The organism is Streptomyces sp. NBC_00236 (assembly GCF_036195045.1).
GTDB lineage: Bacteria > Actinomycetota > Actinomycetes > Streptomycetales > Streptomycetaceae > Streptomyces.
Genome location: NZ_CP108100.1, coordinates 1,979,998 through 2,006,308 on the forward strand (window position 1 = coordinate 1,979,998; position 26,311 = coordinate 2,006,308).

The window sequence follows — 26,311 nt, forward strand, 5'->3', positions numbered from 1 at the left end:
CGGCCCTGGTCGGTGTCGGTCCGGTCGCGTACGGTGAAGTAATCCTTCTGCACTCCCCCCTTTCGCTCCCTTTCGAGCCTCACGAACAGGAGACCCCGGTGCCGGTCCTTCCTGGAGCCGAGCCGTTCCGCCACGAGGGCGGAGAGGTCGGCGTCCTCCTCTGTCACGGATTCACCGGATCCCCGCAGTCGCTGCGCCCCTGGGCCGAATATCTGGCGGAGCGCGGGCTCACCGTCTCGCTGCCGCTGCTGCCCGGGCACGGCACGCGCTGGGAGGACATGCAGGTCACCGGCTGGCAGGACTGGTACGCGGAGGTGGACCGGGCACTGCGGGAGCTGCTGGAGCGGTGCGAGCAGGTCTTCGTGTTCGGTCTCTCCATGGGCGGCGCACTGTCGCTGCGGCTCGCGGCCAAGCACGGCGACGCCGTCCGGGGTCTCGTGCTGGTCAACCCGGCCAACAAGGTGCACGGTCTCGCGGCACACGCCCTTCCGGTCGTCCGCCATCTGGTGCCGACGACGAAGGGTCTGGTGAGCGACATCGCCCTGGAGGGTTCCCACGAGGTGGGCTACGAGCGGGTGCCGCTGCACGCGGCGCACTCGCTGCGGAAGTTCTTCCGGCTGGTCGACGCCGAGCTGCCCCAGGTGACCCAGCCGATCCTGCTGCTGCACAGCCCGCGGGACCATGTCGTACCGCCGGCCGACACCGCCCGGATCCTGAGCCAGGTGTCCTCGACGGACGTCGAGGAGATCCTGCTGGAACAGAGCTACCACGTCGCGACGTTGGACCACGATGCGGAGCGGATCTTCGACGAGAGCTACTCGTTCATCGGCCGCCTCGCTCCGAGCGTCGGAATGAAGGGGAGCACGTCCGGTGGCTGAGCACGACGCGGAGCGCACAGGCAGCGAGGAAGAGCGCGAGCCCCTCCCCGCCGGGGGGACGGCCGTCCCCGACGAGGAGGGCGGTGCGCCGGCGCCGGAGAACCTGCCCGCGCCCGCCGGGGCCGAGGGCGAACGCCCGGTCGACGAGGACGCCGTCTGGAAGGCGATCGTCGAGGGGTACGGGGAGGAGCCGCCGGACCCGCCGGGTGCCAGGCCCTTCCGGTCCGTCGAGGACCTCGCGCTCCCGGAGGAGGACACCGTCGCTCCGGACCCGGACAAGGGCCTCGGCAAGAGCCGGCCCAAGCCGCCGGAGAAGCCGCTCGGCAGTTCGGTGGTCTTCGCCCCGGGTGTCGCCGGTCCGCGCGACTACGAGCCGGCGGAGCGGGCCGAGGGCGACATCGACGACGATGACGACAGCGGCGAGGGGCACTTCGTGCCGCCGGAGCCGCCGCCGCTGCCGGAGGCCGACGTCACGGCGAAGTTCGCCTGGCTCGCGGTGATCGGCGGCCCCATCCTGCTGCTGCTGGCGGTGCTGCTCCAGTGGGAGATGACCTGGTGGCTGACCACGGTCTGTGTCGGCGGCTTCCTGGGCGGTTTCGCGACGCTGGTGGCGCGGATGGAACACGACGACGAGGACGGGGACGACCCGGGCCGCGGCGCGGTGGTCTGAGCGGGGCCCTGCGGGGTGCGGGGTGCTGTGGTGCGGGGTTCCGTCCTCAATCGCCGGACGGGCTTGAGGGGTGCGGGTCCCCCGCCCCGGTGCGCCTTCGCCCGGTGGGTGGGGTCCGGTGCCCCTCCGGGGCGTCTCCTCAAACGACGAACGTTTCCAGTCCCACGCAGCGGACCCCGGTATCCGTTCGTCGTCCTGCGGGGACTCCCCTGCACGGCCCCGGACCGGCCGTCCTGCGTCTGCGGCAGCAGTCCCACCGGCGTGCAGACGCGGTCGAGACCGGGTGGGGGCGTGCAGGGGAGTCCCCGCAGAAAATGGCGTACGACCCGGGTACCTGTCCGTCGTCGGGTGCACACGCCATTTTTGAGGAGTCTCCCCGGAGGGACCCCACCCCCACCCACCGGACAGGGGCGCACCGCACCCCGCGGGGCACCCGCACAAAAGCCCGTCCGGCGCTTGAGGACGGAACCCCGCGCCCCGGAGCAACCCTCACCCCGCGGCAGGCACCCTGAGGGCGGCCAGCACCGGCAGGTGGTCGGTGGCGGCCAGCAGGTCGGGCCGCCACACCCCCGGCAACCCCGTAGGGACCCCGCAGCCGAGCACCTCGATGCCGCCGGTCGCGAAGACGGCGTCGAGCCGCTTGTGCGGGTCGTGCGGCGGGAAGGTGTGCTCGCCGCCCCGGGGCCGTACCGCCCAGCAGTCCTGGAACCGGCCGGCGAGCAGCCGGAAGGCCCGTCCGCTCGGTACGTCGTTGAGGTCACCGGCGACGACCACGTGCTCCACGCCCATCGCGTCCACCGTCTCCAGCAGGCGGCCGGCCTGGGCGAGGCGTTCCGTGCGGTCGAGGCTCAGATGGCAGCTCAGCACCCCGATCCTGGTGCCGGCGATCCTGACCACCGCTGTGGCGAAGCCCCTGCGGTGCAGGCCCGGGGTGAGCGGCAGCAGGATGTCCTCGGTGCGTTCCACCGTGGCGCGCAGCGAGCAGAGCAACAGGGGGCCGGCGGCGGTGCCACCGCCGCCGAGGACCACCAGATCGGTGCGGGCTGCCAGCCGGGCGGCGGCCTTGCGCCAGCGGAAGAAGCGCGGCGCCTCCTGGATGAGGACCAGATCGGGTGCGCAGGCGCGGATGACTCGGACCAGGGCCTCGAAGTCGTCGCGCATCGACCGGATGTTGTAACTGAGCACTCTGACGACGGCCGAGCCGTCCTGCTCGGTGCGGGAGTCGGGCAGCGACATCATGGCCATGTCCGTCACGATACGACGGACGCCCGCCGCTCCCCGAGAGGGGCGCGACGGGCGTCCGTCATGTCCGTGGTGCCGGGCCGGATCAGCCCTGCCGGGCCAGGTCCGCCGCGCCCACGAGTCCGGCCTTGCCGCCCAGTTGGGCCGCGAGAACCTGGGCGTGCGGGCGCCATTCGCCGCCGATCAGCCAGCGTCGGAACGACTTGCGGATCGGGTCGAGGACCAGTTCGCCCTCGTCCGAGACGCCGCCGCCGACGATGAAGGCGGACGGGTCGAAGAGCGAGGCGAGGTCGGCCAGTCCGGCGCCGGCCCAGCGGGCCAGCTCGCGGAACGAGTCGACGGCCACCGGGCAGCCCTGCCGGGCGGCCTCGCTGATGTGCTTGCCCTCGATGCCCTCGACCGTGCCGTCACCGAGCGCCAGCAGGATCGTGGCGTTCTCGGGGGTGGCGTTGGCGCGCTGCTTCGCGTACCGCACGAGGGCGCGGCCGGAGGCGTACTGCTCCCAGCAGCCCTGGCTGCCGCAGCCGCAGAGCAGCCCGTCCGGGACGACCCGGATGTGGCCGAACTCGGCGGCCACGCCGAAGCGTCCGCGGCGCAGCTTGTTGCCGATGATGATGCCGCCGCCGAGGCCCGTGCCCAGCGTGATGCAGATGACGTCGTCGTGGCCCTGGCCGGCGCCGAAGCGGTATTCGCCCCAGGCGGCCGCGTTGGCGTCGTTCTCGACGACCACCGGAAGGCCGACGCGCTGCTCGACCTTGTCCTTGAGCGGCTCGTGGCGCCAGTTGATGTTCGGCGCGAACAGCACCGTGGCCCGCTTGTCGTCGACGTATCCGGCCGCGCCGATGCCGACCGCCTCTACCGGGTGCCCGTCGCTCGCGCCGGACACCGCCGCAGCGATGGCGTCCACGATGCCTTCAGCCGTCGGCGGGGTCGACACCTTGAAGGTCGAGAGGATGTGGCCCTCTTCGTCCACCACTCCTGCTGCGATCTTCGTGCCGCCGATATCGACGCCGATGGTGAGTCCCATGAATCCCTCAGTTTCGGTCGAGCCCCGCTGGGGCAACCGTACCCGAGGCCGGGCCCCGTCCTGTCGGCGCCGGTCAGTCCAGGTCGATGTGTTCGCCGGCTCCGGGCCCCTCGTCTCGGGGGTCGGTGGGGTCGTCCGCCTTCTTTTCCGTGCCTGCGGGGTCCCCCGCACCCTGGGTCCAGCGGCGTTCCTGTCCCTCGACCGCCGAGCGGTAGGCGGCCAGCAGTTCACTGCCGGCGGCGGCAATGTGATCGAAAACGTCCGGATTACGTTCGATGACGGGCTCCACCGCGGACTTCGCCTGCTTGATGACCTGCTGCACGGCGCCCTGGGCCGCCACGCCGAGCAGGGGTGTCTGGAGGGAGCCGAGCTTGTCGGCCACGGCGTCGACCAGCTTGCGCAGTTCCTCGGCGGCGGAGCCGGGCGGCGGGCCGTACTCGGCGCGGCGGCGGGCCTTCTCGGCGGCGAGGTCCTCGGCGCAGGCCTGCGCCCACGCGTCGTCGTCGACGGGACGATCGGTGGCTTCGCTCATGGCGGACTCCTGCGGCGTGGTGGGACGGCGGCCCGGCATCCGGAACCCCTACCAACGACGGTACCCGAACGGTGGTACGCCGTTCAGCCCGTCCTCGGCCACAGCGCGGGATCCGGCGTGAAGCGGACCCGCAGCACCCCGTCCGTGAGGGCGGCGCCGGAGACGGTGCAGCGGCGCAGTGCGGACTCCAGGGGCACGATGCGATGGAAGGGGCCGACGGTGAGAAGCAGTTCGTTGCCGCGCCGGACCAGCTGGAGGTCCTTCTTGACGGCGCCGGGCAGGCGCAGGCACCAGACGAGTATGCCGTCGGCGTCGTCCGGCCCTTCCGGGGCTCCGGCCTCCTCGATCCACCAGGCGTCCTCGGCGCGCCCGCCCCCGCGGCTGTCCGGGGACAGCGCGGGCGTGTCGTCCACGAGACCGGTGAGGTCACCGGGGCCCTGCGGATCGCGGCCGAGGTGGGGCAACCGCAGCAGCGGGGCCTCGGTGGGCCGCTCCTCGTGCCAGTGGTCGAGGCACTTGTCCTGCTGTGCGGAGAGCGCGGCGAACCAGGGGTCGGACGAGTGGCGCGGCAGCACCCGGTTGGCGACCAGGGCGTCGACCCGCAACCCGTGCAGGGCGAGCCCGGTGCGGGCGGTGTGCAGGGCGTCCTCGGCGGCCGGGCCCGGTTCGGCGACCAGCCGGAGTGTCGTCGCGCGGTCCTCGATCAGCGCCTGGACCCCGGCCAGCTCGGCGTCGCGCCGGGCGGCGGCCTCGTACAGCCACTGGGCGGGCATGGGGACACCGGCGAGCTGCGCGAGCATCGGGCGCAGGGCGCGGGCGGCCTGGCGTTCCTGGGGCAGCAGCCGGCGCAGATAGCGGCGCAGTTGTTCGGGCAGGGCCAGCAGGGCGAGGGCTTCGCGCAGCGGCGGCAGGTCGACGACGAGGAGGTCGTAGCCGGCGCGGGACCAGTCGCCCTGCGCGGCGCGGCGCAGGGAGTGCAGCAGGGCGAGTTCGGCGCTGCCGGGGAGTTCGGTGAGCTCCTCGCCGTCCATGCGGTTGCCGCCGAGCAGGTCGAGCACGCCGGACAACTTGTCCTGGAGTGTGAGGAGTTCGCTGCGGAAGTGCGCGCCGGAGTCGATCCGGACGGACCACAGGCCGTCGGTGACCCCGGTGGGTTCGGTGTCCGTCGGGAAGCCGGGTGTGGCGTCGGCGGAGATCAGCAGGGTGCGGGCGCCGCCTCGGGCGCCGGCCAGCGCGGTGGCCGCCGCGACGGTGGTACGGCCGGCGCCGCCGAGGCCGGTGACCAGGACCGTCCGCACCGGATCAGGCCTTCGGGACGGACTCGACACGCTTCTTGAGACCGGCCAGGGCGCGGTCGATGATGACCTTCTCGGCCTTGCGCTTGATCATGCCGAGCATCGGGATCTTGACGTCGACGGTCAGCCGGTAGGTGACCTCCGTGCGGTCGCCGTCGCCGAGCGGCGCCAGCGCGTACGAGCCGTCGATGGCGCGCAGCATCTGGGACTTGACGAGGGTCCAGCTGACCTCGTAGTCGCCGATCCAGGTGTACGCGAGGGTGTGGTCGTCCTTGATCGCTCCGGCGTCCAGGACGAGACGGACCTTCTCGGCGCGGCCGCGGTCGTCGGTGCCGAGCACCTCGGCCTCCTTGACCTCGCCGGTCCATTCCGGATAGCGGTCGAAGTCGGCGATCACGCCCATGACGTCGGCCGGTGCCGCCTCGATCGTGATGCTCGAGCTGGTGTGTTCAGCCATCGCTGTGGCCCTCCAGTGCGGTGTACCGGTCGATCGGCAGAGGCCTGCCGCCAGAAGGCTATCGCGTGAGCGCCGCGCCTCGTTCCAGGGCCCGGCCGGTTCGGGCGGGGTGAGCGGTCACCATTCCAGCGCCCAGGGCCGGCCGGTCGAGGCGAAGTGGCCGACGTTCACGCACTCGGTGTCGCCGATCCGCATCCGACGGGCCAGCGGCTGGTGGACGTGGCCGAACAGGGAGTAGTGGGGGCGGGTGCGGCGGATGGCGTCGAGCAGGGCCCGGCTGCCGCGCTCGAAGCGGCGGGCCACGGTGTCGTACGTCAGCTCCGGGACCTCGGGCGGGATGTGTGTGCAGAGCACGTCGACCGGGCCGACCGCCTCGATCTTGGCCGCGTACTCCTCGTCGCTGATCTCGTACGGGGTGCGCATCGGGGTCTGCAGACCACCGCCGACGAACCCGAAGACGCGGCCGCCGATCTCGACGCGGTCACCGTCCAGGACCGTGGTGCCGGGTCCCGCGTACTCGGGCCACAGGCCGGGGATGTCGACGTTGCCGTAGGTGGCGTACGTCGGAGTGGGCAGCGCGGCGAACATCTCGGCGTACTGCTTCCGGACGGCCGCGACGATCGCCGCGTTGCGGTCCAGCCCCGCCCACAGCTCCCGGCCGAAGTCCCGGGCCTCCTCGAAGCGGCGTTCGGTGCGCAGGGCGACGATCCGGTCGGCGTTCTCGACGCCGAAGAGATCGGGGAAGATGCCGCGCGAGTGGTCCGCGTAGTCGAGGAAGAGCACCAGGTCACCGAGGCAGACGAGGGCGTCGGCGCCGTCCCCGGCGCGGGCCAGTGCCTCGGTGTTGCCGTGGACGTCGCTGACCACGTGGACGCGGGTGCGGCGTCCGGCGGACGCGCTCCGGCTGTTCGGTCCTGCTCGCATGACGATCACCCTAGGACCCCGGCGCCCACGTGGGTAGAGGCGGCCGGACCTGCGGTTACCTCCGAGTGTTGAGCGGGGTGCACTACTGTGCGGATGAGGACCACCGATATGTGTGACGCATAAGACATCTGGCCTGAACCCCCTATCCGGAACCGAGTACCGGTGGGTAACGTCCGGGCAGTCCAGTCGTGCTCACCCCACTGAGCACGCCCGATCTTGGACCGCAGCCGGTGCGTCACACAGAGCCGTGGCACCGGAGCCCGATGAGGAGCAGCAGTCTTGCGCGAGTTCAGCCTTCCGGCCCTGTACGAGGTCCCCTCGGACGGCAACCTGACGGATCTCATCCGCCGCAATGCCGCTCAGCATGCCGATGTCGCGGTGATGAGCCGCAAAGTTGCCGGCGTCTGGACGGACGTCACCGCCACCCAGTTCCTGGCCGAGGTCAGAGCCGTCGCCAAGGGGCTGATGGCTGCCGGCGTCGAGCCCGGCGACCGGGTCGCCCTGCTCTCCCGCACCCGTTACGAGTGGGTGCTGTTCGACTTCGCGATCTGGAGCGCCGGCGCCGTCACCGTCCCGGTGTACGAGACCAGTTCCGCCGAGCAGATCCAGTGGATCCTCGGTGACTCCGGCGCCACCCTGTGCATCGTGGAGTCCGAGGCGCACCAGGCGTCCGTGGCCTCGGTACAGGCAGATCTGCCCGGGCTGAAGGGCATCTGGCAGATCGAGGGCGACACGATCCGGCAGATGGTCGCGATCGGCGAGGAGATCTCGGACGAGGCGCTCGACCTGCGGATGACGAGCGCCAAGGCCGACGACCCGGCCACGATCGTCTACACCTCGGGCACCACCGGCCGCCCCAAGGGCTGTGTGCTGACGCACCGCAGCTTCTTCGCGGAGTGCGGCAACGTGGTGGAGCGGCTGAAGCCGCTGTTCCGTACCGGCGAATGCTCCGTGCTGCTCTTCCTGCCCGCCGCGCACGTCTTCGGCCGGCTGGTCGAGGTCGCCTCCGTGATGGCGCCGATCAAGCTCGGCTGCGTACCGGACATCAAGAACCTCACCGATGAGCTGGCCTCGTTCCGGCCGACCCTGATCCTCGGGGTGCCGCGCGTCTTCGAGAAGGTCTACAACTCGGCCCGGGCCAAGGCGCAGGCCGACGGCAAGGGCAAGATCTTCGACCGGGCCGCGAACACGGCGATCGCCTACAGCCGTGCGCTGGGTACGCCGCAGGGGCCGTCGGTGGGCCTGAAGTTCAAGCACAAGGTGTTCGACCGGCTGGTCTACAGCAAGCTGCGGGCCGTGCTCGGCGGGCGCGGCGAGCACGCGATCTCCGGCGGCGCGCCGCTCGGTGAGCGGCTCGGCCACTTCTACCGCGGCATCGGCTTCACCGTCCTGGAGGGCTACGGCCTGACGGAGTCGTGCGCGGCCACCGCCTTCAACCCGTGGGACCGGCAGAAGATCGGTACGGTCGGCCAGCCGCTGCCCGGCTCCGTCGTCCGCATCGCCGACGACGGCGAGGTGCTGCTGCACGGCGAGCACCTGTTCTCCGGCTACTGGAACAACGAGGCGGCGACGGCCGAGGCGCTGGCCGACGGCTGGTTCCACACCGGCGACATCGGCACCCTCGACGAGGACGGCTATCTCGCGATCACCGGCCGCAAGAAGGAGATCATCGTCACGGCGGGCGGCAAGAACGTCGCTCCCGCCGTCATCGAGGACCGCATCCGCGGGCACGCCCTGGTCGCGGAGTGCATGGTCGTCGGCGACGGCCGCCCGTTCGTGGGCGCTCTGGTGACGCTGGACGAGGAGTTCCTGGGCCGCTGGGCCGAGGAGCACGGCAAGCCCGTCGGCTCGACCGCACTGTCGCTGCGCGAGGACCCGGAGCTGCTGGCCGAGGTGCAGCGCGCGATCGACGACGGCAACGCCGCGGTGTCCAAGGCCGAGTCGGTACGCAAGTTCCGCATCCTGGCCGCCCAGTTCACCGAGGAGGCGGGCCACATCACGCCGTCGCTGAAGCTGAAGCGGAACGTGGTGGCGAAGGACTTCGCGGACGAGGTGGAGTCGCTCTACCGCGGCTGATGCCGTGCCACCGGAAGGGGCCCGTTCCGCGGGCCCCTTCCGCGTACCCGGCCGCTCAGAGCAGCTCCCTGAGCCGCTCGGCCAGCAGGTCCCAGCGCCACTTCTCCTCGACCCAGGCGCGGCCCCGCTCGCCCATCCGCCGGCGCAGTTCCGCGTCGCCGAGCAGCGCGACGATCCGCTCCGCCGACTCCTCGGCCGAGCCGCCGCGCACCACCCAGCCCGTCTCGCCGTCGAGCACGGCGTCCGGGGCGCCGCCCGAGTCACCCGCCACGACCGGCAGCCCGGTCGCGGACGCCTCCAGGTAGACGATGCCGAGGCCCTCCACGTCGAGGCCGCCGCGCCGGGTGCGGCACGGCATCGCGAAGACGTCACCGGCCCCGTAGTGCGCGGGCAGCTCCTCCCACGGCACCGGACCGGTGAACCGCACCGAGTCCAGCACTCCGGTGTCCGCCGCCAGCTTCTTCAGCTCACCGGCGTACGGGCCGCCGCCGACGATCAGCAGGACGGCGTCGGGCACCTCGGCCAGGATCGCGGGCATGGCGAGGATCAGGGTGTCCTGGCCCTTGCGGGGCACCAGCCGGGACACGCAGACGACGACGGGCCGGTCGGTGAGCCCCAGCCGGGCCCTGACGCGGTCGCCGCCCGAGTCCGGGTGGAAGGTCTTCTCGTCGACGCCGGGCGGCAGCTGGACCATGCGTGCGGCGGCGGCCGGGGTGAGCGCGGCGGCGATCCGGGAGCGGGTGTACTCGCCGAGGTAGGTGAGGGTGTCCGTGCCCTCGCCGATCCGCCGCAGCAGCTGCCGGGAGGCGGGCAGCTGGGCCCAGCCGGCCTCGTGCCCGTGGGTGGTGGCGACCAGCCTGCGGGCTCCGGCCCGGCGCAGCGCCGGTCCCATCAGGCCGAGCGGGGCGGCGGCGCCGAACCAGACGGAGGAACAGCCGTGGGTGCGCAGCAGCTCCACGGCACGCCGGGTCACCCGCGGGGTCGGCAGCAGCATCGTCGTACGGTCGCGGACCACGGTGAAGGGCTGCTCGGCGTCGAAGGCGGCGGTGGCCGCCGCGCCCTCGGCGCCGCGCTTCCAGGTGGAGGCGAAGACGACGACCTGTTCCGGGTCCAGGCGGAGCGCCATGTTGTGCAGGAACGCCTGGATGCCACCGGGGCGGGGCGGAAAGTCATTGGTCACGATCAAGGTCTTGTCCATCGCCGCCGACAGTACCGGGCTGCCCCGCCCGGGGCCGGGTCCGGGACCGCACGCACCCGGCGCCGCGACGCCACGGGCCGTCCCGGACCCGGCCCTGCGGGTTCCGCACAGCGGGGGCGGGCATCATGGCACCTCGTACGACAAGGAAACGGTGAGGCGGGACATGACGGGTTCGAGTGGCACACGGCCGGCAGCCCTCGCGGTGTGGGCGCTCACCAGATCCGTGCTCCTGCTCTGCGTCATCAAGGTGATCGCGGTGCCGGGCCCGGACGTGACGAGCGATGTGTCGGTGATCTACCGCGGCTGGTACGACGTGCTGAGCTCGGGCAGCTATCCGCAGTCCGACGTCACCTGGCAGTACCCGCCGGCCGCCGCGCTCGCGATCCTCTCCCCCGCCCTGCTGCCCTTCCTGGACTACGCGTCGGCCTTCTTCGTGCTGGCGTTCCTGTGCGACGCGCTGGTGCTGGGTCTGCTGCTGTACGCGGGCCGGGGCGCCGCCCGGCGGACGGCCGGGGCCTGGGTGTGGGTGGCGGGGGTGCCGCTGCTGGGTACGACGGCGTACGCGCGGTACGACGTGATGGTGACGGCCGTGGCGGTGGCGGCGCTGCTGGCGGGGATCCGGCATCCGCGGCTGCTGGGGGCGCTGGCGGCGTTCGGGGCGCTGCTGAAGGTGTGGCCGGCGCTGGTTCTCGCCGGTACCGCCCGCGGCCGGCGAACCCGTCTGGCGTGGACGACGGCGGCCGGGGTGGCGCTCGGGCTGCTGGTGCTGTGCACCGCGGCGGCACCGGGCGCGCTGGCGTTCCTGGGCTTCCAGCGGGACCGGGGTACCGAGGTCGAGTCACTGGGGGCGCTGGTCTTCCATGTGGCGCGGCAGTTCGGCTGGCAGGGCCGGGTGGAGCTGCACTACGGCTCGCTGGAGTTCCTGGGGCCGCACGTGCCGCTGGTGAGCACCCTCTCCCTGGGGCTGAGCGTCGTCGCGTTCGGCTGGCTGCTGGTGTGGCGGCTGCGGGCGCGCACGTTCGGGGTGAGTACGACGGCGGACGCGGCGTTCACCGCGGTCCTGCTGTTCACCACCACGAGCCGGGTGATCAGCCCCCAGTACATGCTGTGGCTGGTCGGTCTGGCCGCGGTGTGCCTGGTCTTCCGGGAGAGCCGGATGGCCTGGCCGGCGGGCTTGGTGCTGGTGGCGACCGGGGTGACCCAGCTGGAGTTCCCGCTCGGCTTCGGCCATGTGGTGACCAGCGACGCGACGGGCGTGACCCTGATGTTCGTGCGCAACGGGCTGCTGGTCGGCGCGTGCCTGCTCGCGTGCGCGCGGCTGTGGCGGGACACCGTGCGCGACCCGGCCGGTGGTGTTCCGGCCGCGGGCGCGGCGCCCGCCCGGCCGCCGCTCAGCCGAACCGGCTCCGCAGATACTCCCGCCAGCGCAGCGTGAAGTCCTGCGGTGTGGTGCCGAGCACCTCGTGCAGGGCCTGCTCCACCGCCCCGTCCCGCCCCGAGTGCCCTCCGACGGCCCGGTAGAAGGCGAACAGCTTCTCCTCGCCCCATTGCTCGGCGATGAGCTCGCAGGCCAGCCAGCCGCCCTCGTACGCCCTCGCCAGCCGGTCCGGATCTCCGGCGAAGCCGAAGTCCTCGTCCGTGGGCAGTGCGGCGGGCACGTCGCCGCCGGTGACGGCGTCGCCCAGTTCGGGGGCGATCTCGGCGGCGGTACGCCGCCCGTCCCGGTAGGCGGCCCAGTCCGCGAAGCCCTCGGAGAGCCAGGCCGGGGTGGCGGCCGAGGTGTCGGTGCGGGTGGCCACATGGGTGGTCTCGTGGGTGAGGACGACGCGCTGCCCGAAGGCGCCGAGCATGGCGTACGCCTCCGGGTTGACGATCACCCGGTCGGCGGGCGCCTTCCCCGAGCCGCCGGTCTCGCCCGTCGTGACGGCCGCTATGCCCCGGTAGTTCGCGGCGGGCGAGCCGAGCAGCTCCGCCATGTCCGTCACGGTGCGGGGCACCAGCACCACCACGCGCCCCGCCCAGTGCTCCGGCCAGGCGGCGGACACGTCGGGCACGGCCCGGTCCGCCGTCGCGGCGATCGCCTTCAGCTCGTCCCGGGACCGGCCGACCCCCAGCACCAGGCTGTGCGTGCCGCGCACCGCCTCGACGTCGCCCTGCTCCCAGAGCTGCTCGCCGGCGCCGTCGGCGGCCCGGTCGGCGGTGAGGTACCAGCGGCCGTCGGCCGGGTCGCGCTCCAGATCGATCACCCGGTCGACGGAGACGGGCGCGCTGTCGTAGCCCTCGATCCGGTAGCCGAGCCGCACGTCGGCGGTGGCCCGGTCGGCCCCGTGCGCGGCGAGGTCCGTCACCCGGTACGTCCAGGTGCCCAGCGGCACGTCCGCGAGATGGGCGAACTCCTTGCGCTGTGCGCCCCGAAGGGCCGTGGCGTCCGGGTCCACGACGGCCACGTAGGCGTCCGCGTCGTGGTGCAGCACGGCGGCGGCCCGGCGGTCCAGCGTGACCCGGATGTCGCGGGCGGTGGTGTCGGGCGCCTCGTCGGCCGGGGCCGTGCAGGCGGCCGCGCACAGCAGCGCGGCGAGCACCGCGCCCGCCGCCCGCCGTCGTCCTCCGCGCGCCCGCCCCGCGGTACGCCCCTGATCAGCCACATGCCCGAGGGTACGGTCAGACCCGGGTGACCGAGGAGACGGGCATCATGCCGACCGGGTCGTAGCGGACCGGGGCCCCTGGGTAGGGGGCGTGGATCACCTGGCCGTTGCCCACGTACATCCCGATGTGGCTGGCGTCCGCGCGGTAGGCGACGAGGTCGCCGGGGCGGGCCTGGGCGAGCGGCACCATCCGGCCGGCGTACCGCTGGGCCTGCGAGGTCCGCGGCAGGCTCACCCCGGCCTGGGCGTACGCCCACTGCATCAGCCCGGAGCAGTCGAATCCGGAGGGCCCGTTCGCGCCCCAGACGTACGGCAGGCCCAGCGCCCGCTGGACGGCCATGACGGCCGCCGCCGCCCGGGCCGATCCGGCGGGCAGTCCGGCCACCGGCCCTGCGGCCCCGCCGTCGCGGCCGGTGCGCGAGGCCCGCTCGAAGGCGGCCCGCTCGTTCCCGGGCAGCTGCTTCAGCAGTTCCCTGGCCTGGCGGAGCTTGTGCTCGACGGTGCGTTTGTGGCGGCTGACGGCTGCCCGGTCGCGCTCCAGGGCGGCGAGCGAGCGGGCGGCCTCCGCACGGGTCTGGGCGAGCGCCTGCTGGGCCTTGCGGAGGCCGGCCAGGGCGGTGGCCCGCCGGGTGTCGACCCGGCTCAGGGTGGCGGCCCGGTCGAGATAGCTGTCCGGGTCGGAGGAGAGCAGCAGCGCGAGCGAGGGGTCGATGCCGCCGGACCGGTACTGCTCACGGGCGGCCGAACCGATCTCCGTACGCATCCGGTTGATGCGCTCCTGGCCCCGCGCCGCCCGGTCCTGGGCCCTGCGGACCTCTCCGCGCAGCCGTGCGACGTTCTCGCCGGCCCTGTTGTAGTGCTCGGTCGCCTGCTCGGCCTCGGTGAAGAGGCGGTCGACCCGGGCCCCGGCGGTCCGGGGTGTGTCCTGCGGCTCGGCGTACGCGGTGGCTCCTCCGAGCGCTGCCGCGGCGGTCGCCGCCGCAGCCGACAGAACGGTCACCCGGACGCTCCGGCTCACGCCGGGCTGTGTGGAACGGCGATGGGACACCACAGGACGCCGCACTCCCTTCCGCTGTACGCAGACGTGCGCAGCCCCTGCCACCCGGGGCGGGCGGACCGACGCACGGGAGCTGCACAGCAGGCAGACAGTAGTCGGGCGAACACTGAGCGGACAAAGACCGCGCCGGTCGGAGGGCAGGCACACACAGTGACGCCCCGCCGGTGACCTGTGGTCTCCGACGGGGCGGCTGTCAGTACGGGGCGCGGGAATTCGCCCGTTCGGGCGTGGTCAGATGCGCACCGCGCCGTAGAAGCTGCCGATGGTGCTCATCGACTCGTAGCGGACGAACGTGCCCGAGCGCGGGGCGTGCAGCACGGTTCCGTTGCCCGCGTAGAGGCCCACGTGGGAGTTGCCGTTGAAGAAGACCAGGTCGCCCGGCTTCAGCTGGCTCATCCCGATCCGGGTGCCCTGGTTGATCTGGGTGTACGTGGTGCGGGTGATGTTGGCACCGGCCTGGGCGTAGGCCCACATGGTCAGGCCCGAGCAGTCGTAGGAGCCGGGGCCGGCCTGGCCGGGGGAATACGGCTTGCCGATCTGGGTGGCGGCGGCCTGGAGCGCGGCGGCACCCAGACCCGAGGCGGGGGCCTCGTTGCCGAGGTCGACCCGGTCACTGGCGGCGCGGCTGGCGCGCTGGTCGTCCGCGCGCATCTTGTCGCGCTCGGCCTGAGTGAGGGTGTTGAGCAGCTGACGCGCCTCGGAGAGCTTGGCCTGCTGCTGCTTCTTCTTCTCACCGAGCGTCTTGCGGACCTCTGCGAGGTCGCTCAGCTTGTCCTGGGCCTCCTTGCGCTCCTGCGCGAGGGACCGCTGCTTCTCCTGCACCTTCGCCAGCGACTCGGCCTGCTTGGCCGTCAACTGGTCGAGTGCGGAGGCCTGGTCCAGGAAGCTGTCCGGGTCCGAGGCGAGGAAGAGCTGGACGGAGGGGTCGATGCCGCCCGAGCGGTACTGCGCGGCGGCGAGGGAACCGAGGCCGGAGCGGAGGTTGTTGAGCTCCTGCTGACCGCGCGCCACCTTGTCCTGGATCGCGTCGATCTGCTTCTGGAGCTTGTCCTGCTTCTCCTTGGCCAGGCTGTGCTGCTCGGTGGCCTTCTCCGCCTCGTCGTAGAGCTTGTCGACCTTCTCCTTGACCTCGCTCTTGGTCGGCTTCGGGTCGGCGTGGGCCGCCTGGGAGGTCAGGGCAACTGCCGCGGCGGCAGTCACGCCGAGCACGGTCACGCGGGTGCGGCTCGGTTGCTTGGGACGACGGTGGGACCCCACGAAGGCGAGCTCCTTCTTCCTCGAGCCGCCTACCGGGCTATGGGGGAGATGAATCCCCAGCTCCGTGCGCGTTCACGGCCTCGGCGGTTCCTTCACTGCCACCCCGGGTGGGTGATCAACCGTGCGAAGGTTCGAGGCCCGACCTTAGTGACCATCCTGTGATCAGTTCAAATCCTCACAGGAAAAATCTCGTCACAGGAGGTACTTCTTTACCCACAGCACACAGGGCGTAGCGGTGACTTGACGGTCCGTTCCCTGATTTCCCTGCAAGTCACATCAACACGCACTAGACACGCGAAAGCCGCTTCAGGAGCAAGACGGACGCAACGGGCCTCGCTCCCGCCTTCGCCACCCCGTCAGCCACTTCACGGTCGGTGGACACCACCACGACGGGCCGCCCGGGCGGTTCGGCGCGCGCCAGTTGACGGATGACCTCGTCCGCCGTGACACCCGGCTTGCTGAACAGCACCCGCACCCCGCGCGGCGGCGCGAGCAGCACCGGAGCGGCCAGCTCCGCCCCGTCGAAGACACAGGTCATCTCGGCGCCCGTCTGGGCCGCGAGCACCGACAGGCCGCCCAGCAGCCGCAGCCGCTGCTTCTCCAGCGGCATCTGCGGATAGCCGGTCTTGGTGACGTTGTAGCCGTCCACGATCAGATGGGCCTGCGGCAGCGCGAGCAACTGGTCGAGCAGCGCCGGATCGGTCTCCGAAAGGGCCCTGGCGGCAATGTCCTTGGGCGACATCCGGCCGGGTTCCACCGCGTCCACACTGTCCGCGGGACGCATCGTGGAGGGTGGCAGCGCCAGTTCGCGCCGCAGCCCGCCGGCCGCTTCGAGCACCGTGTCGAGGAGCAGCCGCAGCCGCATGTCCTCGACCGAGCGCCCCTCCCTGGCAGCCCTGCGTCCCGCCTCGACGGACGCCTCCGCCTCGCTGAGCCTCGTCCGCAGGCGCCGGGTCTCGCTCTCGGCCGCGGACACCTGGGCGGCCGCCTCGGCCCGCAGGGCGTCGCTCTCGGCCTTGCCGCGGCGCAGCGCCGCCTCGCCGCGCTTGACCTCGTTGGCCGCGCTGCGCAGTTTGCGCTGGAGCGAGTCGGCCTCCTTGCGGGCGGCGTCCAGTTCGGCGCGGAGGCGTTCGGTGTCGGTCTTCGTCTGGGCGCGGGCCCGGGCGAGTTCCTCGCGCAGCCGTTCCAGTTCGAGCCGGACCTCCTCGTCGGCCCGCTCGGCACCGGCCCGCTCGGCCTCCTCGCCGGCGGCGGCGACCAGCTTGACCCAGCCGGCCGGGCGCAGCACATAGGCCGCCGCGGCCACGTCGACGGGGTCCGCGGCGGCGGGCGGCGAGCCCGCCACCAGCGCGGCGGCCAGCTCCGGCTGGGCCTCCTTCAGCCGTTCACCGATGCGCCGGCGGAAGGCAGGGTCGCCCTCCAGCGCGGCCGCCATCGCGTTTCCCGCGAACTTGGCACGCCTAGTGGGCGTGAAGCGCGCGTACTGTCGGAGCTGGGCCGGGAGTTCGGTGACCGTGAGACCGCCGAACGCGTCCGAGACCAGCGCGACGACGCGACGCCGCACGCCTTCGGGCAGCGGGCGGTCGAGCACCTCCACGGCGTCGCCGGCCGCATCGGCCGGCGTGGCGCCGCCAGCGGGCTGCTCCACCTTCCGTCACCTCATTTTTTATGTCCGCACGGCCCCGTCAGGAGTCGGCACCCGGCCTGTCGACTAGTTCGATCTGGTCCACCGCGTTGCACCAACGACAGCGCACCGACTCGATGGTCTCACTGACCACCTCGCGTTCTTCGACGCTGGACTCACCGGCCAGGTCGAGGTGAACGTACTCGACCACCTTGGAGGAACGCGTCACGTCGAACCTCGTCAGATTTCCGCAGAGCGTGCAGCGCCAGCGGGTCCCGTCGGTCGGCTGGGGAACCGTCGTCATCGTTGCGTCCTCTTTCGTCGAGCCGTGAGCTGCCGGACAAGGTTCTCGCGGTGCGCCGTCGAACTGCGGATGTCCTCTCGTAACCCTACGGCCTCGGTGCTTCCCACCGGCACGGCGAGGCGGTCTGTCCCGATCCCTCCGCTTGCGTCATGCTCTGTTCATGATCGATCGGCGGGCTGCGGCCGGCAGAATCCTGCGGGCGGCCACCTCGGGCGGGCCGCCGGTGACCTACGCCCTCATCGCCCTGTGCTGCGTGGTCTTCGTGATCAGCCCGCTGTCGGGGTTCAACCCGGTCTACGGCACCGCGGACGCACTGCTCGCCGCCCAGGCCGGCTACTTCGAACGCTGGGGCGTGATCCCGAGCGAACTGTGGGACGGCTCCGCGCACGCCGTCCTCACCCCGCTCACCGCACTGTTCGTGCACGGCAACTGGCTGCATCTGCTGGGCAACATGCTGTTCCTGTACGTATTCGGGGCGATGGCCGAGGAGCGCATGGGCCACACCGAGTTCGCGTTCTTCTACCTCGGCTGCGGGTATGTCGCCCTGCTCGCCTACGCGGCCGCGCACTCCACGTCCGACCAGACACTCGTCGGCGCGTCGGGAGCGATCTCGGCGGTCCTGGGAGCCTTCCTCTACCTCTTCCCCCGGGCCCGGGTGACCAGCCTGTTCCCGTTCCTGCTGTTCCTGCCGCTGCGCTTCCCCGCCTGGATCGTGCTGGTCTTCTGGTTCGTCCTGCAGTGGCTGGCGGCCGAGGGGGCGGGCAGCGGGCCCGGGGTGGCCTATCTCGCCCATGTGGTCGGCTTCGCCACCGGGTTCCTCTATGCCTGGGGGCGCTATCGCCGTGGGGCCAGGGCCTTGCGGCCGGATCAGGCCGGATAAGGGAGCGGGGTCCGGTGCGTGCGGCTGCAAGGCGGAGGAGGAGTCACTGCGGAGCATGGGCGAGCGACGACAACGCCGCAGATGCGCGTGCCGGGGCCCGCGAGCCCGGCATGATCCGGCCGCAAGGCCCTAGAGTGAAGTCTCCAGCCACGGCCACCGAGGGAGAAAGCCAGCCGTGATCACCGCGATCGTACTCATCAAGACCAGCGTGGACCGGATTCCCGAGATCGCCGAGGCCATCGCCGCGCTGGACAGCGTCAGCGAGGTCTTCTCGGTCACCGGTACATACGACCTGATCGCCATGGTCCGGGTGTCCAAGCACGACGACCTCGCCGATGTCATCCCCGGCCGGATCAGCAAGATCCCCGGTGTCGAGGGAACCGACACGCACGTGGCGTTCCGTACGTACTCGCAGCACGACCTGGAGGCGGCCTTCGCCATCGGTCTGGACGCGTAGCCACGTCAGCATGTGAGGCCGGGTACGGACAGTCGTCCGTACCCGGCCTCACATGCTGACGGGCCTCAGACCTGGGTGGCGGTGCCCCGGTCCGGGACGCAACGGCCGTCCTCGGTGCGGTACTTCCACTGGGCGCCCTCGCTCACGAGCTCCTTGACCGCCCGCAGGAAGCGCTCGACGTGCTCGTCCGGCGTACCGGCGCCGAAGCTGACCCGGATCGCGTTGAGGGACTTCTGGCCCGGCTCGGCCTCCGGCGCGCCGCACTCCCCGACGTCCTGCGGGTCGCTGCCGAGCAGGGTGCGTACGAGGGGGTGGGCGCAGAACAGTCCGTCGCGCACCCCGATGCCGTACTCGGCGGAGAGCGCCGCGGCGAAGTGCGAGCTGTTCCAGCCCTCCACCACGAAGGAGATGACGCCGACCCGCGGGGCGTCATCACCGAACAGCGAGAGCACCTTGACCTCGGGGACCTCGGCGAGTCCGGCACGGACCGCGGTGACGAGGCGCTGCTCCCGGGCGACCAGGCTGTCGAACCCGGCCTCGGTGAGGGCCTTGCAGGCGGAGGCGATGGAGTAGACACCGATGACGTTGGGCGAACCGGCCTCGTGACGGGCCGCGGTGGTGTGCCACTCGACGTCCACCCCGCCGTCGGAGCGCCGGGCGACCTGGCGGGAGGCGCCGCCGCCGGCCAGGTAGGGCTCGGCGGCGGTCAGCCAGTCGGAGCGGCCGGCGAGGACGCCCGAGCCGAACGGCGCGTACAGCTTGTGACCGGAGAAGGCGACCCAGTCGACGTCCAGCTCGGCGATGTCGACGGGGTGGTGCGGGGCCAGCTGGGCGGCGTCGAGCACGATCCGGGCACCGTGGGCGTGCGCGGCGGCGGCGAGCTCCTTGACCGGCCACAGCTCACCGGTGACGTTGGAGGCACCGGTGACGCACACCAGCGCGGGCCCGTAGGGGTCGCGGCCGGCGAGTGCGCGCTCCAGGGTCTCGACGGCCTGGTCCGGGGTGCGCGGGGCGTTCAGGTACGTCACCCGGGCGTCGCGCCAGGGCAGCAGCGAGGCGTGGTGCTCGGTCTCGAAGACGAACACCTGGCAGTCGGCGGGCAGGGCGGCGGCGAGCAGGTTGAGCGAGTCGGTGGTGGACCGGGTGAAGACCACCTGGTCGTCGGCGCGGCAGCCGAGGAACTCCGCGACGGTGACGCGGCTGCTCTCGAAGAGGTCCGTGGACAGCTGCGAGAGGTAGCCGGCACCGCGGTGGACGCTGCCGTAGTACGGCGCGTACGCGGCCACGTCGTCCCACACCCGCTGGAGGGCCGGAGCGCTGGCCGCGTAGTCCAGCGCGGCGTAGGTGACCTCGCCGCCGGTGACCAGCGGAACCGTTACATCCTTGCCCAGAACCGGCAGCGGGGCACAAATCGACCGATCGGTGGCAGCAGTGAGGACAGACATGACGAACTCCCGTAACAGGCAGGCGAATTCCGCGCGCCTGCGGATACGCGGCAGCACGGAGGAAGAAAGAAGGATGTGCGGAGGAGGGCCGAAAAGCCCTATCGCATTCGCTTGCTCACAAGAGGCTCCCTGAGGACCAGGACCCCACGGGTGGACATCTCACGACGTCGAGGGGTCCGCGCTTGCCGCAGACCTCGCTGCCTGCGGCCTGGTCTTCACCCGGGGCACCCCGCCACGGACGGAGGGTTGCCGGACAGCGGGCCGGGGCCGTAGTCGCTGTCACTCATGACCTGCGCAGCATCTTGCCATACGTACGCGAACGCGCAAGGCGCAGTCCATGATCTGGACTGCGCCCTGCCTCATATCCGCGCCCGGAGCCGTCTCAGGCGTTGCTGGCCACGACCCATCTCTCCAGCGCCCGCCCGGCCGCGCCCGAGTCGATGGACTCGGCGGCCTTCGCGATTCCCGCGGTGAGCTGCTCGGCGAGCGTGCCCTCGCCCGGGTCCAGCGCGACGAGCGCCGCCGCCGAGTTGAGCAGGACCGCGTCCCGTACGGGGCCCGTCTCGCCGGCGAGCAGCCGGCGGGCGACATCCGCGTTGTACGAGGCGTCGGCGCCGCGCAAGGCGTCCACGGGGACCAGGTCCAGGCCGACGTCGCGCGGGTCGAAGGCCTCCTCGCGCACCGTGCCGTTCCTGGCGATCCAGACACGGGAGGTCGCGGTGGTGGTCAGCTCGTCCAGACCGTCGTCGCCCCGGAAGACCAGGGAGGAGTTGCCGCGTTCGGCGAGGACGCCCGCGACGATGGGCGCCATGCGCAGGTCGGCGACGCCGATCGCCTGCGCGCGCACCTTGGCCGGGTTGGTGAGCGGCCCGAGGATGTTGAAGGTGGTCGGCGCGCCGAGCTCCGCCCGGGCCTTCGCCGCGTACCGCAGGGCGGGGTGGAACTTGACGGCGAAGCAGAACGTGATGCCCGCTTCCTCGGCGACCTCGACGACGCGCTGCGGCGGCAGGTCCAGGTTGACGCCGAGCTTGCCCAGGACGTCGGAGGAACCGCTGGCCGACGACGAGGCGCGGTTGCCGTGCTTGACGACCTTGGCGCCCGTACCCGCCACGACGATCGCCGACATGGTGGAGATGTTGACCGTCTTGGCCATGTCGCCGCCGGTGCCCACGATGTCGACCGTGCGGCCCGGCACATGGATGGTCGTGGCGTGCTCGTACATCGCACGGACCAGGCCGGAGACCTCCGTGACGGTCTCGCCCTTGGCCCGCAGCGCCACCGCGAAGCCGGCGATCTGCACATCGGTCGCCTCGCCGCTCATGATGCGGTCCATCGCCCAGGCGGTGTCGTCCTCGGTCAGGTCCTGGCCGCGCAGCAGGGGGGTCAGCACGCCGGGCCAGGAACGAGCCGCCACGCTGTCGCCGCCTGCCGGGGTCACAACGTTCATGGTCCGCTCCTGGGGTCCACAGCCGATAAAGGGGATGGGGCCACCCTATCGAGCCCCGTGGACAGCGAAGAGCCCCGTCCATCGAATGGACGGGGCTCCTGCTGTGGCGATCAGTTCAGGTGATCAGTGGTGGCCGTGGCCGCTGGTGATCTCCTTGTACTCCTCGGCGGTGGGCTTGGCGATCTGGTTGTTCTCGCCGTAGAAGCCCTTGCTGAGCCTGGCCCGCAGCTTCTGCACCAGGGACACCTTGCGCTTGACGCCGTTCTCGTCGACCAGCGGGCCGATCTCGACCGGCTTGTACTGCTCGTGCGCGGTGAGCGTGTGCAGCTGAGCGGGTGCCAGCGGCTCGTGGACCTCGACGAACTCACCGTGCGGCAGGCGCTTGATGAGGCCGGACTCGCGCCCGTGCAGCACCTTCTCCTTGTCGCGGCGCTGAAGGCCGAGGCAGATCCGCTTGGTGACGATGAACGCGATGACCGGTCCGGCGAAGAAGAAGATCCGGACGAACCACGAGATGGCGTTCAGCGACAGGTGGAAGTGCGTGGCCCACAGGTCGTTTCCACCACCCACGAGACCGATGAAGTACACCGTGATCCAGGCGACACCGAAGGCCGTCCGGGTCGGCGTGTTGCGCGGGCGGTCCAGGATGTGGTGCTCGCGCTTGTCGCCGGTGACCCAGGACTCGATGAACGGGTAGACCGCGATGGCCCCCAGGATCACACCGAAGAGCGTCAGCGGGATGAGTACACCCAGGACCAGGGTGTGGCCCCAGAGGTTGATCTCCCAGCCAGGCATCACTCGGATCAGACCCTCGGCGAAGCCCATGTACCAGTCGGGCTGGGCGCCGGTGGACACCTGGTCCGGGCGGTACGGGCCGATGGCCCAGATCGGGTTGATCGAGGCGATGCCCGCGATGACGGCGATGACACCGAAGACCAGGAAGAAGAAGCCTCCGGCCTTCGCCATGTACACCGGCAGCAGCGGCATGCCCACGACGTTCTTGTTGGTCCGGCCGGGACCCGCGAACTGCGTGTGCTTGTGGTAGAAGACCAGGATCAGGTGGCCCACCAGCAGCCCGAGCATGATGCCCGGCAGCAGCAGGATGTGGATCGAGTAGAACCGTGCGACGAAGTCGCCGCCGGGGAACTCCCCGCCGAACAGGAACATCGAGATGTAGGTGCCGACGATCGGCATCGACAGGATCGCGCCCTGCGTGAAGCGGACACCCGTACCCGAGAGCAGGTCGTCCGGGAGCGAGTAACCGGTGAAACCGGTGAACATGCCCAGGACGAACAGCAGGAAGCCGAACAGCCAGTTGATCTCACGGGGCTTGCGGAACGCACCCGTGAAGAACACGCGCATCATGTGCACGAACATGCCGGCCAGGAAGATCAGCGCGGCCCAGTGGTGGATCTGCCGGACGAGCAGACCACCGCGGACGTCGAAGCTGATGTCCAGGGTCGAGGCGTAGGCCTCGGACATCCGGATGCCCTGCATGGGCTCGTACGGGCCGTGGTACACGACCTCGTTCATGCTCGGGTGGAAGAACAGCGTCAGGTACACACCCGTGAGGATGATGATGATGAAGCTGTAGAGGCAGATCTCACCGAGCATGAAGGACCAGTGGTCCGGGAAGATCTTGCGCATGTTGGCCTTGGCCAGGGAGTAGATCCCGAGCCGGCCGTCCGCCCAGTCGGCAACCTTCTCACCGGCGGGCGCCTTGCGCTTCGTATCGGTCGCAGTACTCATCCGCGCTCCCAGAATGCAGGACCGACGGGCTCTTCGAAGTCACCGAGCGCCTCGAGGTTGCCCTCGCTGTTCACGCCGATCCGCAGCTGCGGAAGAGCGTGACCGGCCGGACCGAAGATGACGCGGGCGCCGTCGGAGAGGTCGAAGGTGGACTGGTGGCACGGGCAGAGCACGTGGTGCGTCTGCTGCTCGTACAGGCTGATCGGGCAACCGACGTGGGTGCAGATCTTGGAGAAGGCCACGATTCCCTCGTGGGCCCACTCGCGCTCGCGCTTGTCCTTGATGTTGTCCGGCTCGATGCGGATGATCATCAGTGCGGCCTTGGCGATCTGCACCTGGAAGTCGTGCGCGTCCTCCTCCAGGCCCTCGGGCATGGCGAAGGTCAGCGAACCGACGACGACGTCCTCGGGACGCAGCGGCTCCATCGTGTTCATGTTGATGAGCTGCTTGCCCTTGGCCCACAGCGTCGAGCGGAGCTTCTTCTCCGGCAGCGGACCGAGGTCACGCAGCAGCACCACACCGGCGAGCGGCACCAGGGCCAGCGCGCCGAACATGGTGTTCCGGATCAGCTTGCGCCGGCCGAACGCGGACTCCTCGGCACCTGCCGCGAAGTCGGCGAGCACCTTCGCCTTGACCTCGGGCTCGGCCGCGATCGCGTGACGGTCGTCCGCGACCTCGACGTCCGACATCAGGGTGCGCGCCCAGTGGACGGCGCCCGCGCCGATCGCGAAGAGCGCCACGCCCAGGGTCAGACCCAGGGAGAAGTTGAGCACGCTCACATGACCGAACGGGAAGATGTAGACGATCTTGTCGACCGGGAAGATGACGTAGGAGGCGATGAAGCCGACCGTCGCCAGCATGGACAGCGTGAACATGAACGCGACCGCGCGCTCGGACCGCTTGGCGGCCCGTTCGTCGATGTCCTGGATGCGCGGCTTGTGGGCCGGCAGCCCCGGGTCGGCGAACGGATCGCCCGCTCCCTCTACCGCGCCGTGCGCGGCGTCCTGCTCTGCGGGCAGGTTCTCTTCTGGAATCTCTTGGCTACTCATGACTTCTTGGCCTTAGCGGTGTGGGCCGCGACCCAGATGGCAACTGCGATCAGTGCGCCGAGCCCGAAGATCCAGCCGAACAGGCCTTCACTGACCGGACCGAGTCCGCCCAGGCTGAGGCCGCCGGGGCTCGCCGACTCCGAGCTGTTCACCGTCTTGATGTACGCGATGATGTCCTTCTTCTGCTGCTCGGGCATCGTCGAGTCAGGGAAGGACGGCATGCTCTGCGGGCCGGTCTGCATGGCCTCGTAGACGTGCTTCGGGTCCACGCCCTCAAGGCTGGGGGCGTACTTGCCGTTGGTGAGGGCACCGCCCTCACCCGTGAAGTTGTGGCACTGCGCGCAGTTGGTACGGAACAGGTCGCCGCCCTTGGCCACGTCCGCGCCCTCGGGGCTGACCTGACTCTTGGTCGGAACGATCGGACCGGCGCCGAGCGACGCGACGTACGCCGCGAGCTGGTCGATCTCGGCCTGGGTGTAGATGACCTTCTTCTTCGGTACCTGGGCGCCCGGCTGCTGCGCCGGCATACGGCCGGTACCGACCTGGAAGTCGACGGCGGCCGAGCCCACGCCGACAAGCTGGGGCCCGTCGGTGGTGCCCTGACCGCCGGTTCCGTGGCAGCTGGCGCAACCGACGGAGTACAGCTTCTTGCCCTCGTCGATGGCGAGGGACTGGGCGGTTTCGTCGGCCTGCGCCTTACTCGCGGGCGCAAACGCGGCGTACAGCCCCCCAGTAGCCGCAAGCGCGAGGAGTAGTACGACGACCGCCGCCAACGGATGGCGTCGTCGTGCGGAGAGCTTTTTCACGGATTACCCCGGTGTCAGGATCTTCTGCGTCGATGATGGATCGGGTGCGAGCCCGGTTACTTGATCATGTAGATCGTGGCGAACAGGCCGATCCACACGACATCGACGAAGTGCCAGTAATAGGACACGACGATGGCTGCGGTCGCCTGCTCATGGGTGAACCTCTTGGCTGCGTATGTCCTGCCCAGAACGAGCAGGAAGGCGATGAGACCGCCTGTCACGTGCAGACCGTGGAAGCCGGTGGTCAGGTAGAACACCGAGCCGTACGGGTCCGAGGACAGCGAGAGGCCGTCCTTCTTCACCAGCTCGGTGTACTCGAAGACCTGGCCTCCGATGAAGATCGAACCCATCACGAAGGTGATCACGAACCAGGTACGGAGCTTCTTCACATCGCCCCGCTCCGCGGCGAAGACGCCGAGCTGGCAGGTGAGTGAGGAGAGCACCAGGATCGTGGTGTTCGTCGCCGAGAACGGGAAGTTCAGGGCTGACGCCATTTCCTTCCAGTGTTCCGCTCCGGTCACCGATCGCAGGGTGAAGTACATCGCGAAGAGGGCCGCGAAGAACATCAGCTCGGAACTCAACCAGATGATGGTTCCGACGCTGGTGAGGTTCGGCCGATTGACCGACGGGTGCGCGTGCCCGGTTTCTACTGTCGTTGCTGTCGCCACGACCGACATTATGTCGGTCGCTTATCCCGCCCTCACTCCGGGGGGTGCCGTTCGGTGTGTCAGAGGGGTGTGTCCTCCCCGAACGGCCCATGGATCCGCTGCCCGGACCGGTGCTGACAGCCTGTCGGGCGGAGTACGATCCGCGCATCGGTCCCCCATGCCCCGAAGACACAGACGTCACGGAGGAACAATGCAGCCGACCGCCACGGTCCTGGTCTACAGCGACAACGCACACACCCGTGAGCAGGTGAGGCTGGCGGCCGGGCGCAGGCCCGCGGCCGACGTGCCGCAGGTGGAGTTCCTGGAGTGCGCCACCCTGCCCGCCGTCCTGGACGCACTGGACCACGGAGGCGTCGACGTCTGCGTGTTGGACGGCGAGACGGCCCCCGTGGGCGGCATGGGCGTCTGCCGGCAGGTCAAGGACGAGATCTTCCGCTGCCCGCCGGTTCTGCTCCTGATGGGCCGCCCCCAGGACGCCTGGCTGGCCACCTGGAGCCGCGCGGACGCCGCGGTGACCCTGCCGGTCGAGCCGGTCGAGTTCGCGGACGCCCTGGCCGCCCTGCTGCGCAGCAGGCTGTCCGTGGGGGCCTGAGGCCCCGCCTTTCCGCCGTCGCTCCGGGGCGC

Annotated in this window: 25 protein-coding genes and 1 riboswitch; of the genes, 7 read left to right on the top strand and 18 right to left on the bottom strand. The window is 71.0% G+C overall.

What is annotated here, in order from left to right; genetic code table 11:
• Window positions 1–98: 98 nt before the first annotated feature.
• Both OG446_RS08745 and OG446_RS08750 read left to right on the top strand, forming a co-directional pair.
• Window positions 99–878 (top strand): alpha/beta hydrolase, encoded by a 780-nt coding sequence (locus OG446_RS08745; RefSeq protein ID WP_328893478.1) that lies wholly within the window; start codon window positions 99–101, stop codon window positions 876–878.
• Window positions 871–1,548 carry a hypothetical protein gene (locus tag OG446_RS08750; protein ID WP_328893479.1) on the top strand — a complete coding sequence of 226 codons (678 nt, stop codon included), beginning with the start codon at window positions 871–873 and terminating at the stop codon, window positions 1,546–1,548. Before OG446_RS08745 ends, OG446_RS08750 begins: the two co-directional genes overlap by 8 nt.
• Window positions 1,549–2,037: 489 nt before the next feature.
• Here the strand turns inward: OG446_RS08750 and OG446_RS08755 are convergent, their stop codons facing one another.
• From OG446_RS08755 to OG446_RS08780, 6 genes are all read right to left on the bottom strand, one after another.
• Complete coding sequence (locus OG446_RS08755) at window positions 2,038–2,793, bottom strand: endonuclease/exonuclease/phosphatase family protein (RefSeq protein WP_328893480.1); 756 nt, start codon at window positions 2,791–2,793, stop codon at window positions 2,038–2,040.
• An 82-nt stretch (window positions 2,794–2,875) separates the two neighbouring features.
• Entirely contained in the window at window positions 2,876–3,817 is a 942-nt protein-coding gene (locus OG446_RS08760) for an ROK family glucokinase (protein ID WP_148017700.1), read from the bottom strand.
• A gap of 73 nt (window positions 3,818–3,890) precedes the next feature.
• A complete protein-coding gene (locus OG446_RS08765) occupies window positions 3,891–4,349 on the bottom strand; it encodes a DUF5304 domain-containing protein (RefSeq protein ID WP_148017699.1) in 459 nt (152 codons plus the stop codon).
• 83 nt (window positions 4,350–4,432) lie between these two features.
• Entirely contained in the window at window positions 4,433–5,647 is a 1,215-nt protein-coding gene (locus OG446_RS08770) for an ArsA family ATPase (protein WP_328893481.1), read from the bottom strand.
• Between the two features lie 4 nt (window positions 5,648–5,651).
• Window positions 5,652–6,101: an SRPBCC family protein gene (locus OG446_RS08775; protein WP_148017697.1), complete on the bottom strand. Its 450-nt coding sequence runs from the start codon at window positions 6,099–6,101 to the stop codon at window positions 5,652–5,654.
• 117 nt (window positions 6,102–6,218) lie between these two features.
• Window positions 6,219–7,025, bottom strand: coding sequence for a metallophosphoesterase family protein (locus tag OG446_RS08780; RefSeq protein ID WP_328893482.1), 807 nt, complete (start codon window positions 7,023–7,025; stop codon window positions 6,219–6,221).
• Window positions 7,026–7,304: 279 nt separating this feature from the next.
• Between OG446_RS08780 and OG446_RS08785 the strand changes: the two genes are divergently transcribed.
• Complete coding sequence (locus OG446_RS08785) at window positions 7,305–9,101, top strand: AMP-dependent synthetase/ligase (RefSeq protein ID WP_328893483.1); 1,797 nt, start codon at window positions 7,305–7,307, stop codon at window positions 9,099–9,101.
• Window positions 9,102–9,156: 55 nt separating this feature from the next.
• Here the strand turns inward: OG446_RS08785 and OG446_RS08790 are convergent, their stop codons facing one another.
• Window positions 9,157–10,299 carry a glycosyltransferase family 4 protein gene (locus OG446_RS08790; RefSeq protein ID WP_328893484.1) on the bottom strand — a complete coding sequence of 381 codons (1,143 nt, stop codon included), beginning with the start codon at window positions 10,297–10,299 and terminating at the stop codon, window positions 9,157–9,159.
• A 163-nt stretch (window positions 10,300–10,462) separates the two neighbouring features.
• On the opposite strand from OG446_RS08790, the gene OG446_RS08795 reads away from it, so the two are divergent.
• Window positions 10,463–11,734: a glycosyltransferase family 87 protein gene (locus OG446_RS08795; RefSeq protein ID WP_328898243.1), complete on the top strand. Its 1,272-nt coding sequence runs from the start codon at window positions 10,463–10,465 to the stop codon at window positions 11,732–11,734.
• On the opposite strand, the gene OG446_RS08800 is transcribed toward OG446_RS08795, so the two are convergent.
• The 5 genes from OG446_RS08800 to OG446_RS08820 all read right to left on the bottom strand — a co-directional run bounded on the left by OG446_RS08800 (window position 11,691) and on the right by OG446_RS08820 (window position 17,186).
• The gene (locus tag OG446_RS08800; protein ID WP_328893485.1) at window positions 11,691–12,944 is read right to left on the bottom strand and encodes a hypothetical protein; all 1,254 of its coding nucleotides are present in this window, start codon (window positions 12,942–12,944) and stop codon (window positions 11,691–11,693) included. The two genes, OG446_RS08795 and OG446_RS08800, sit on opposite strands and share 44 nt — an antisense overlap.
• Window positions 12,945–12,960: 16 nt before the next feature.
• Window positions 12,961–13,995 (bottom strand): C40 family peptidase, encoded by a 1,035-nt coding sequence (locus OG446_RS08805; RefSeq protein ID WP_328893486.1) that lies wholly within the window; start codon window positions 13,993–13,995, stop codon window positions 12,961–12,963.
• A gap of 237 nt (window positions 13,996–14,232) precedes the next feature.
• Window positions 14,233–15,258, bottom strand: a complete 1,026-nt coding sequence (locus OG446_RS08810; RefSeq protein WP_328893487.1) for a C40 family peptidase — start codon at window positions 15,256–15,258, stop codon at window positions 14,233–14,235.
• A gap of 286 nt (window positions 15,259–15,544) precedes the next feature.
• Window positions 15,545–16,906 carry an NYN domain-containing protein gene (locus tag OG446_RS08815; protein WP_328893488.1) on the bottom strand — a complete coding sequence of 454 codons (1,362 nt, stop codon included), beginning with the start codon at window positions 16,904–16,906 and terminating at the stop codon, window positions 15,545–15,547.
• A gap of 37 nt (window positions 16,907–16,943) precedes the next feature.
• A complete protein-coding gene (locus OG446_RS08820; protein WP_014156692.1) occupies window positions 16,944–17,186 on the bottom strand; it encodes a hypothetical protein in 243 nt (80 codons plus the stop codon).
• A 160-nt stretch (window positions 17,187–17,346) separates the two neighbouring features.
• Between OG446_RS08820 and OG446_RS08825 the strand changes: the two genes are divergently transcribed.
• Together OG446_RS08825 and OG446_RS08830 are read left to right on the top strand one after the other, a co-directional pair.
• Window positions 17,347–18,066: a rhomboid family intramembrane serine protease gene (locus OG446_RS08825; RefSeq protein WP_328893489.1), complete on the top strand. Its 720-nt coding sequence runs from the start codon at window positions 17,347–17,349 to the stop codon at window positions 18,064–18,066.
• Between the two features lie 175 nt (window positions 18,067–18,241).
• Window positions 18,242–18,523, top strand: coding sequence for an Lrp/AsnC family transcriptional regulator (locus OG446_RS08830; RefSeq protein WP_136328375.1), 282 nt, complete (start codon window positions 18,242–18,244; stop codon window positions 18,521–18,523).
• 65 nt (window positions 18,524–18,588) lie between these two features.
• Here OG446_RS08830 and OG446_RS08835 read toward each other — a convergent pair whose 3' ends face one another.
• The 6 genes from OG446_RS08835 to ctaE form a co-directional block, all read right to left on the bottom strand.
• Window positions 18,589–19,968 carry an aminotransferase class V-fold PLP-dependent enzyme gene (locus OG446_RS08835; protein WP_328893490.1) on the bottom strand — a complete coding sequence of 460 codons (1,380 nt, stop codon included), beginning with the start codon at window positions 19,966–19,968 and terminating at the stop codon, window positions 18,589–18,591.
• A gap of 173 nt (window positions 19,969–20,141) precedes the next feature.
• Window positions 20,142–20,259: riboswitch (SAM riboswitch) on the bottom strand.
• A gap of 91 nt (window positions 20,260–20,350) precedes the next feature.
• Window positions 20,351–21,415 (bottom strand): anthranilate phosphoribosyltransferase, encoded by a 1,065-nt coding sequence (gene trpD / locus OG446_RS08840; protein ID WP_328893491.1) that lies wholly within the window; start codon window positions 21,413–21,415, stop codon window positions 20,351–20,353.
• A gap of 123 nt (window positions 21,416–21,538) precedes the next feature.
• Window positions 21,539–23,164, bottom strand: a complete 1,626-nt coding sequence (qcrB, locus tag OG446_RS08845; RefSeq protein WP_328893492.1) for a cytochrome bc1 complex cytochrome b subunit — start codon at window positions 23,162–23,164, stop codon at window positions 21,539–21,541.
• A complete protein-coding gene (gene qcrA / locus OG446_RS08850) occupies window positions 23,161–24,213 on the bottom strand; it encodes a cytochrome bc1 complex Rieske iron-sulfur subunit (RefSeq protein WP_328893493.1) in 1,053 nt (350 codons plus the stop codon). Before qcrA ends, qcrB begins: the two co-directional genes overlap by 4 nt.
• The gene (gene qcrC, locus OG446_RS08855) at window positions 24,210–25,019 is read right to left on the bottom strand and encodes a cytochrome bc1 complex diheme cytochrome c subunit (protein ID WP_328893494.1); all 810 of its coding nucleotides are present in this window, start codon (window positions 25,017–25,019) and stop codon (window positions 24,210–24,212) included. The genes qcrA and qcrC overlap by 4 nt, the downstream gene beginning before the upstream one ends.
• A 56-nt stretch (window positions 25,020–25,075) precedes the next feature.
• Window positions 25,076–25,696 carry an aa3-type cytochrome oxidase subunit III gene (gene ctaE / locus OG446_RS08860; RefSeq protein ID WP_328893495.1) on the bottom strand — a complete coding sequence of 207 codons (621 nt, stop codon included), beginning with the start codon at window positions 25,694–25,696 and terminating at the stop codon, window positions 25,076–25,078.
• 181 nt (window positions 25,697–25,877) lie between these two features.
• Between ctaE and OG446_RS08865 the strand changes: the two genes are divergently transcribed.
• Complete coding sequence (locus OG446_RS08865; RefSeq protein ID WP_328893496.1) at window positions 25,878–26,279, top strand: hypothetical protein; 402 nt, start codon at window positions 25,878–25,880, stop codon at window positions 26,277–26,279.
• Window positions 26,280–26,311: the final 32 nt, after the last annotated feature.

Excerpts from the sequence above, each read along its gene's own strand:
- OG446_RS08755 (WP_328893480.1), bottom strand. The coding sequence starts at position 2,793 with ATGGCCATGATGTCGCTGCCCGACTCCCGCACCGAGCAGGACGGCTCG.
- OG446_RS08760 (WP_148017700.1), bottom strand. The coding sequence starts at position 3,817 with ATGGGACTCACCATCGGCGTCGATATCGGCGGCACGAAGATCGCAGCA.
- OG446_RS08765 (WP_148017699.1), bottom strand. The coding sequence starts at position 4,349 with ATGAGCGAAGCCACCGATCGTCCCGTCGACGACGACGCGTGGGCGCAG.
- OG446_RS08775 (WP_148017697.1), bottom strand. The coding sequence starts at position 6,101 with ATGGCTGAACACACCAGCTCGAGCATCACGATCGAGGCGGCACCGGCC.
- OG446_RS08780 (WP_328893482.1), bottom strand. The coding sequence starts at position 7,025 with ATGCGAGCAGGACCGAACAGCCGGAGCGCGTCCGCCGGACGCCGCACC.
- OG446_RS08790 (WP_328893484.1), bottom strand. The coding sequence starts at position 10,299 with ATGGACAAGACCTTGATCGTGACCAATGACTTTCCGCCCCGCCCCGGT.
- OG446_RS08795 (WP_328898243.1), top strand. The coding sequence starts at position 10,463 with ATGACGGGTTCGAGTGGCACACGGCCGGCAGCCCTCGCGGTGTGGGCG.
- OG446_RS08820 (WP_014156692.1), bottom strand. The coding sequence starts at position 17,186 with ATGACGACGGTTCCCCAGCCGACCGACGGGACCCGCTGGCGCTGCACG.
- OG446_RS08825 (WP_328893489.1), top strand. The coding sequence starts at position 17,347 with ATGATCGATCGGCGGGCTGCGGCCGGCAGAATCCTGCGGGCGGCCACC.
- OG446_RS08835 (WP_328893490.1), bottom strand. The coding sequence starts at position 19,968 with ATGTCTGTCCTCACTGCTGCCACCGATCGGTCGATTTGTGCCCCGCTG.
- trpD (WP_328893491.1), bottom strand. The coding sequence starts at position 21,415 with ATGAACGTTGTGACCCCGGCAGGCGGCGACAGCGTGGCGGCTCGTTCC.
- qcrB (WP_328893492.1), bottom strand. The coding sequence starts at position 23,164 with ATGAGTACTGCGACCGATACGAAGCGCAAGGCGCCCGCCGGTGAGAAG.
- qcrA (WP_328893493.1), bottom strand. The coding sequence starts at position 24,213 with ATGAGTAGCCAAGAGATTCCAGAAGAGAACCTGCCCGCAGAGCAGGAC.
- ctaE (WP_328893495.1), bottom strand. The coding sequence starts at position 25,696 with ATGTCGGTCGTGGCGACAGCAACGACAGTAGAAACCGGGCACGCGCAC.
- OG446_RS08865 (WP_328893496.1), top strand. The coding sequence starts at position 25,878 with ATGCAGCCGACCGCCACGGTCCTGGTCTACAGCGACAACGCACACACC.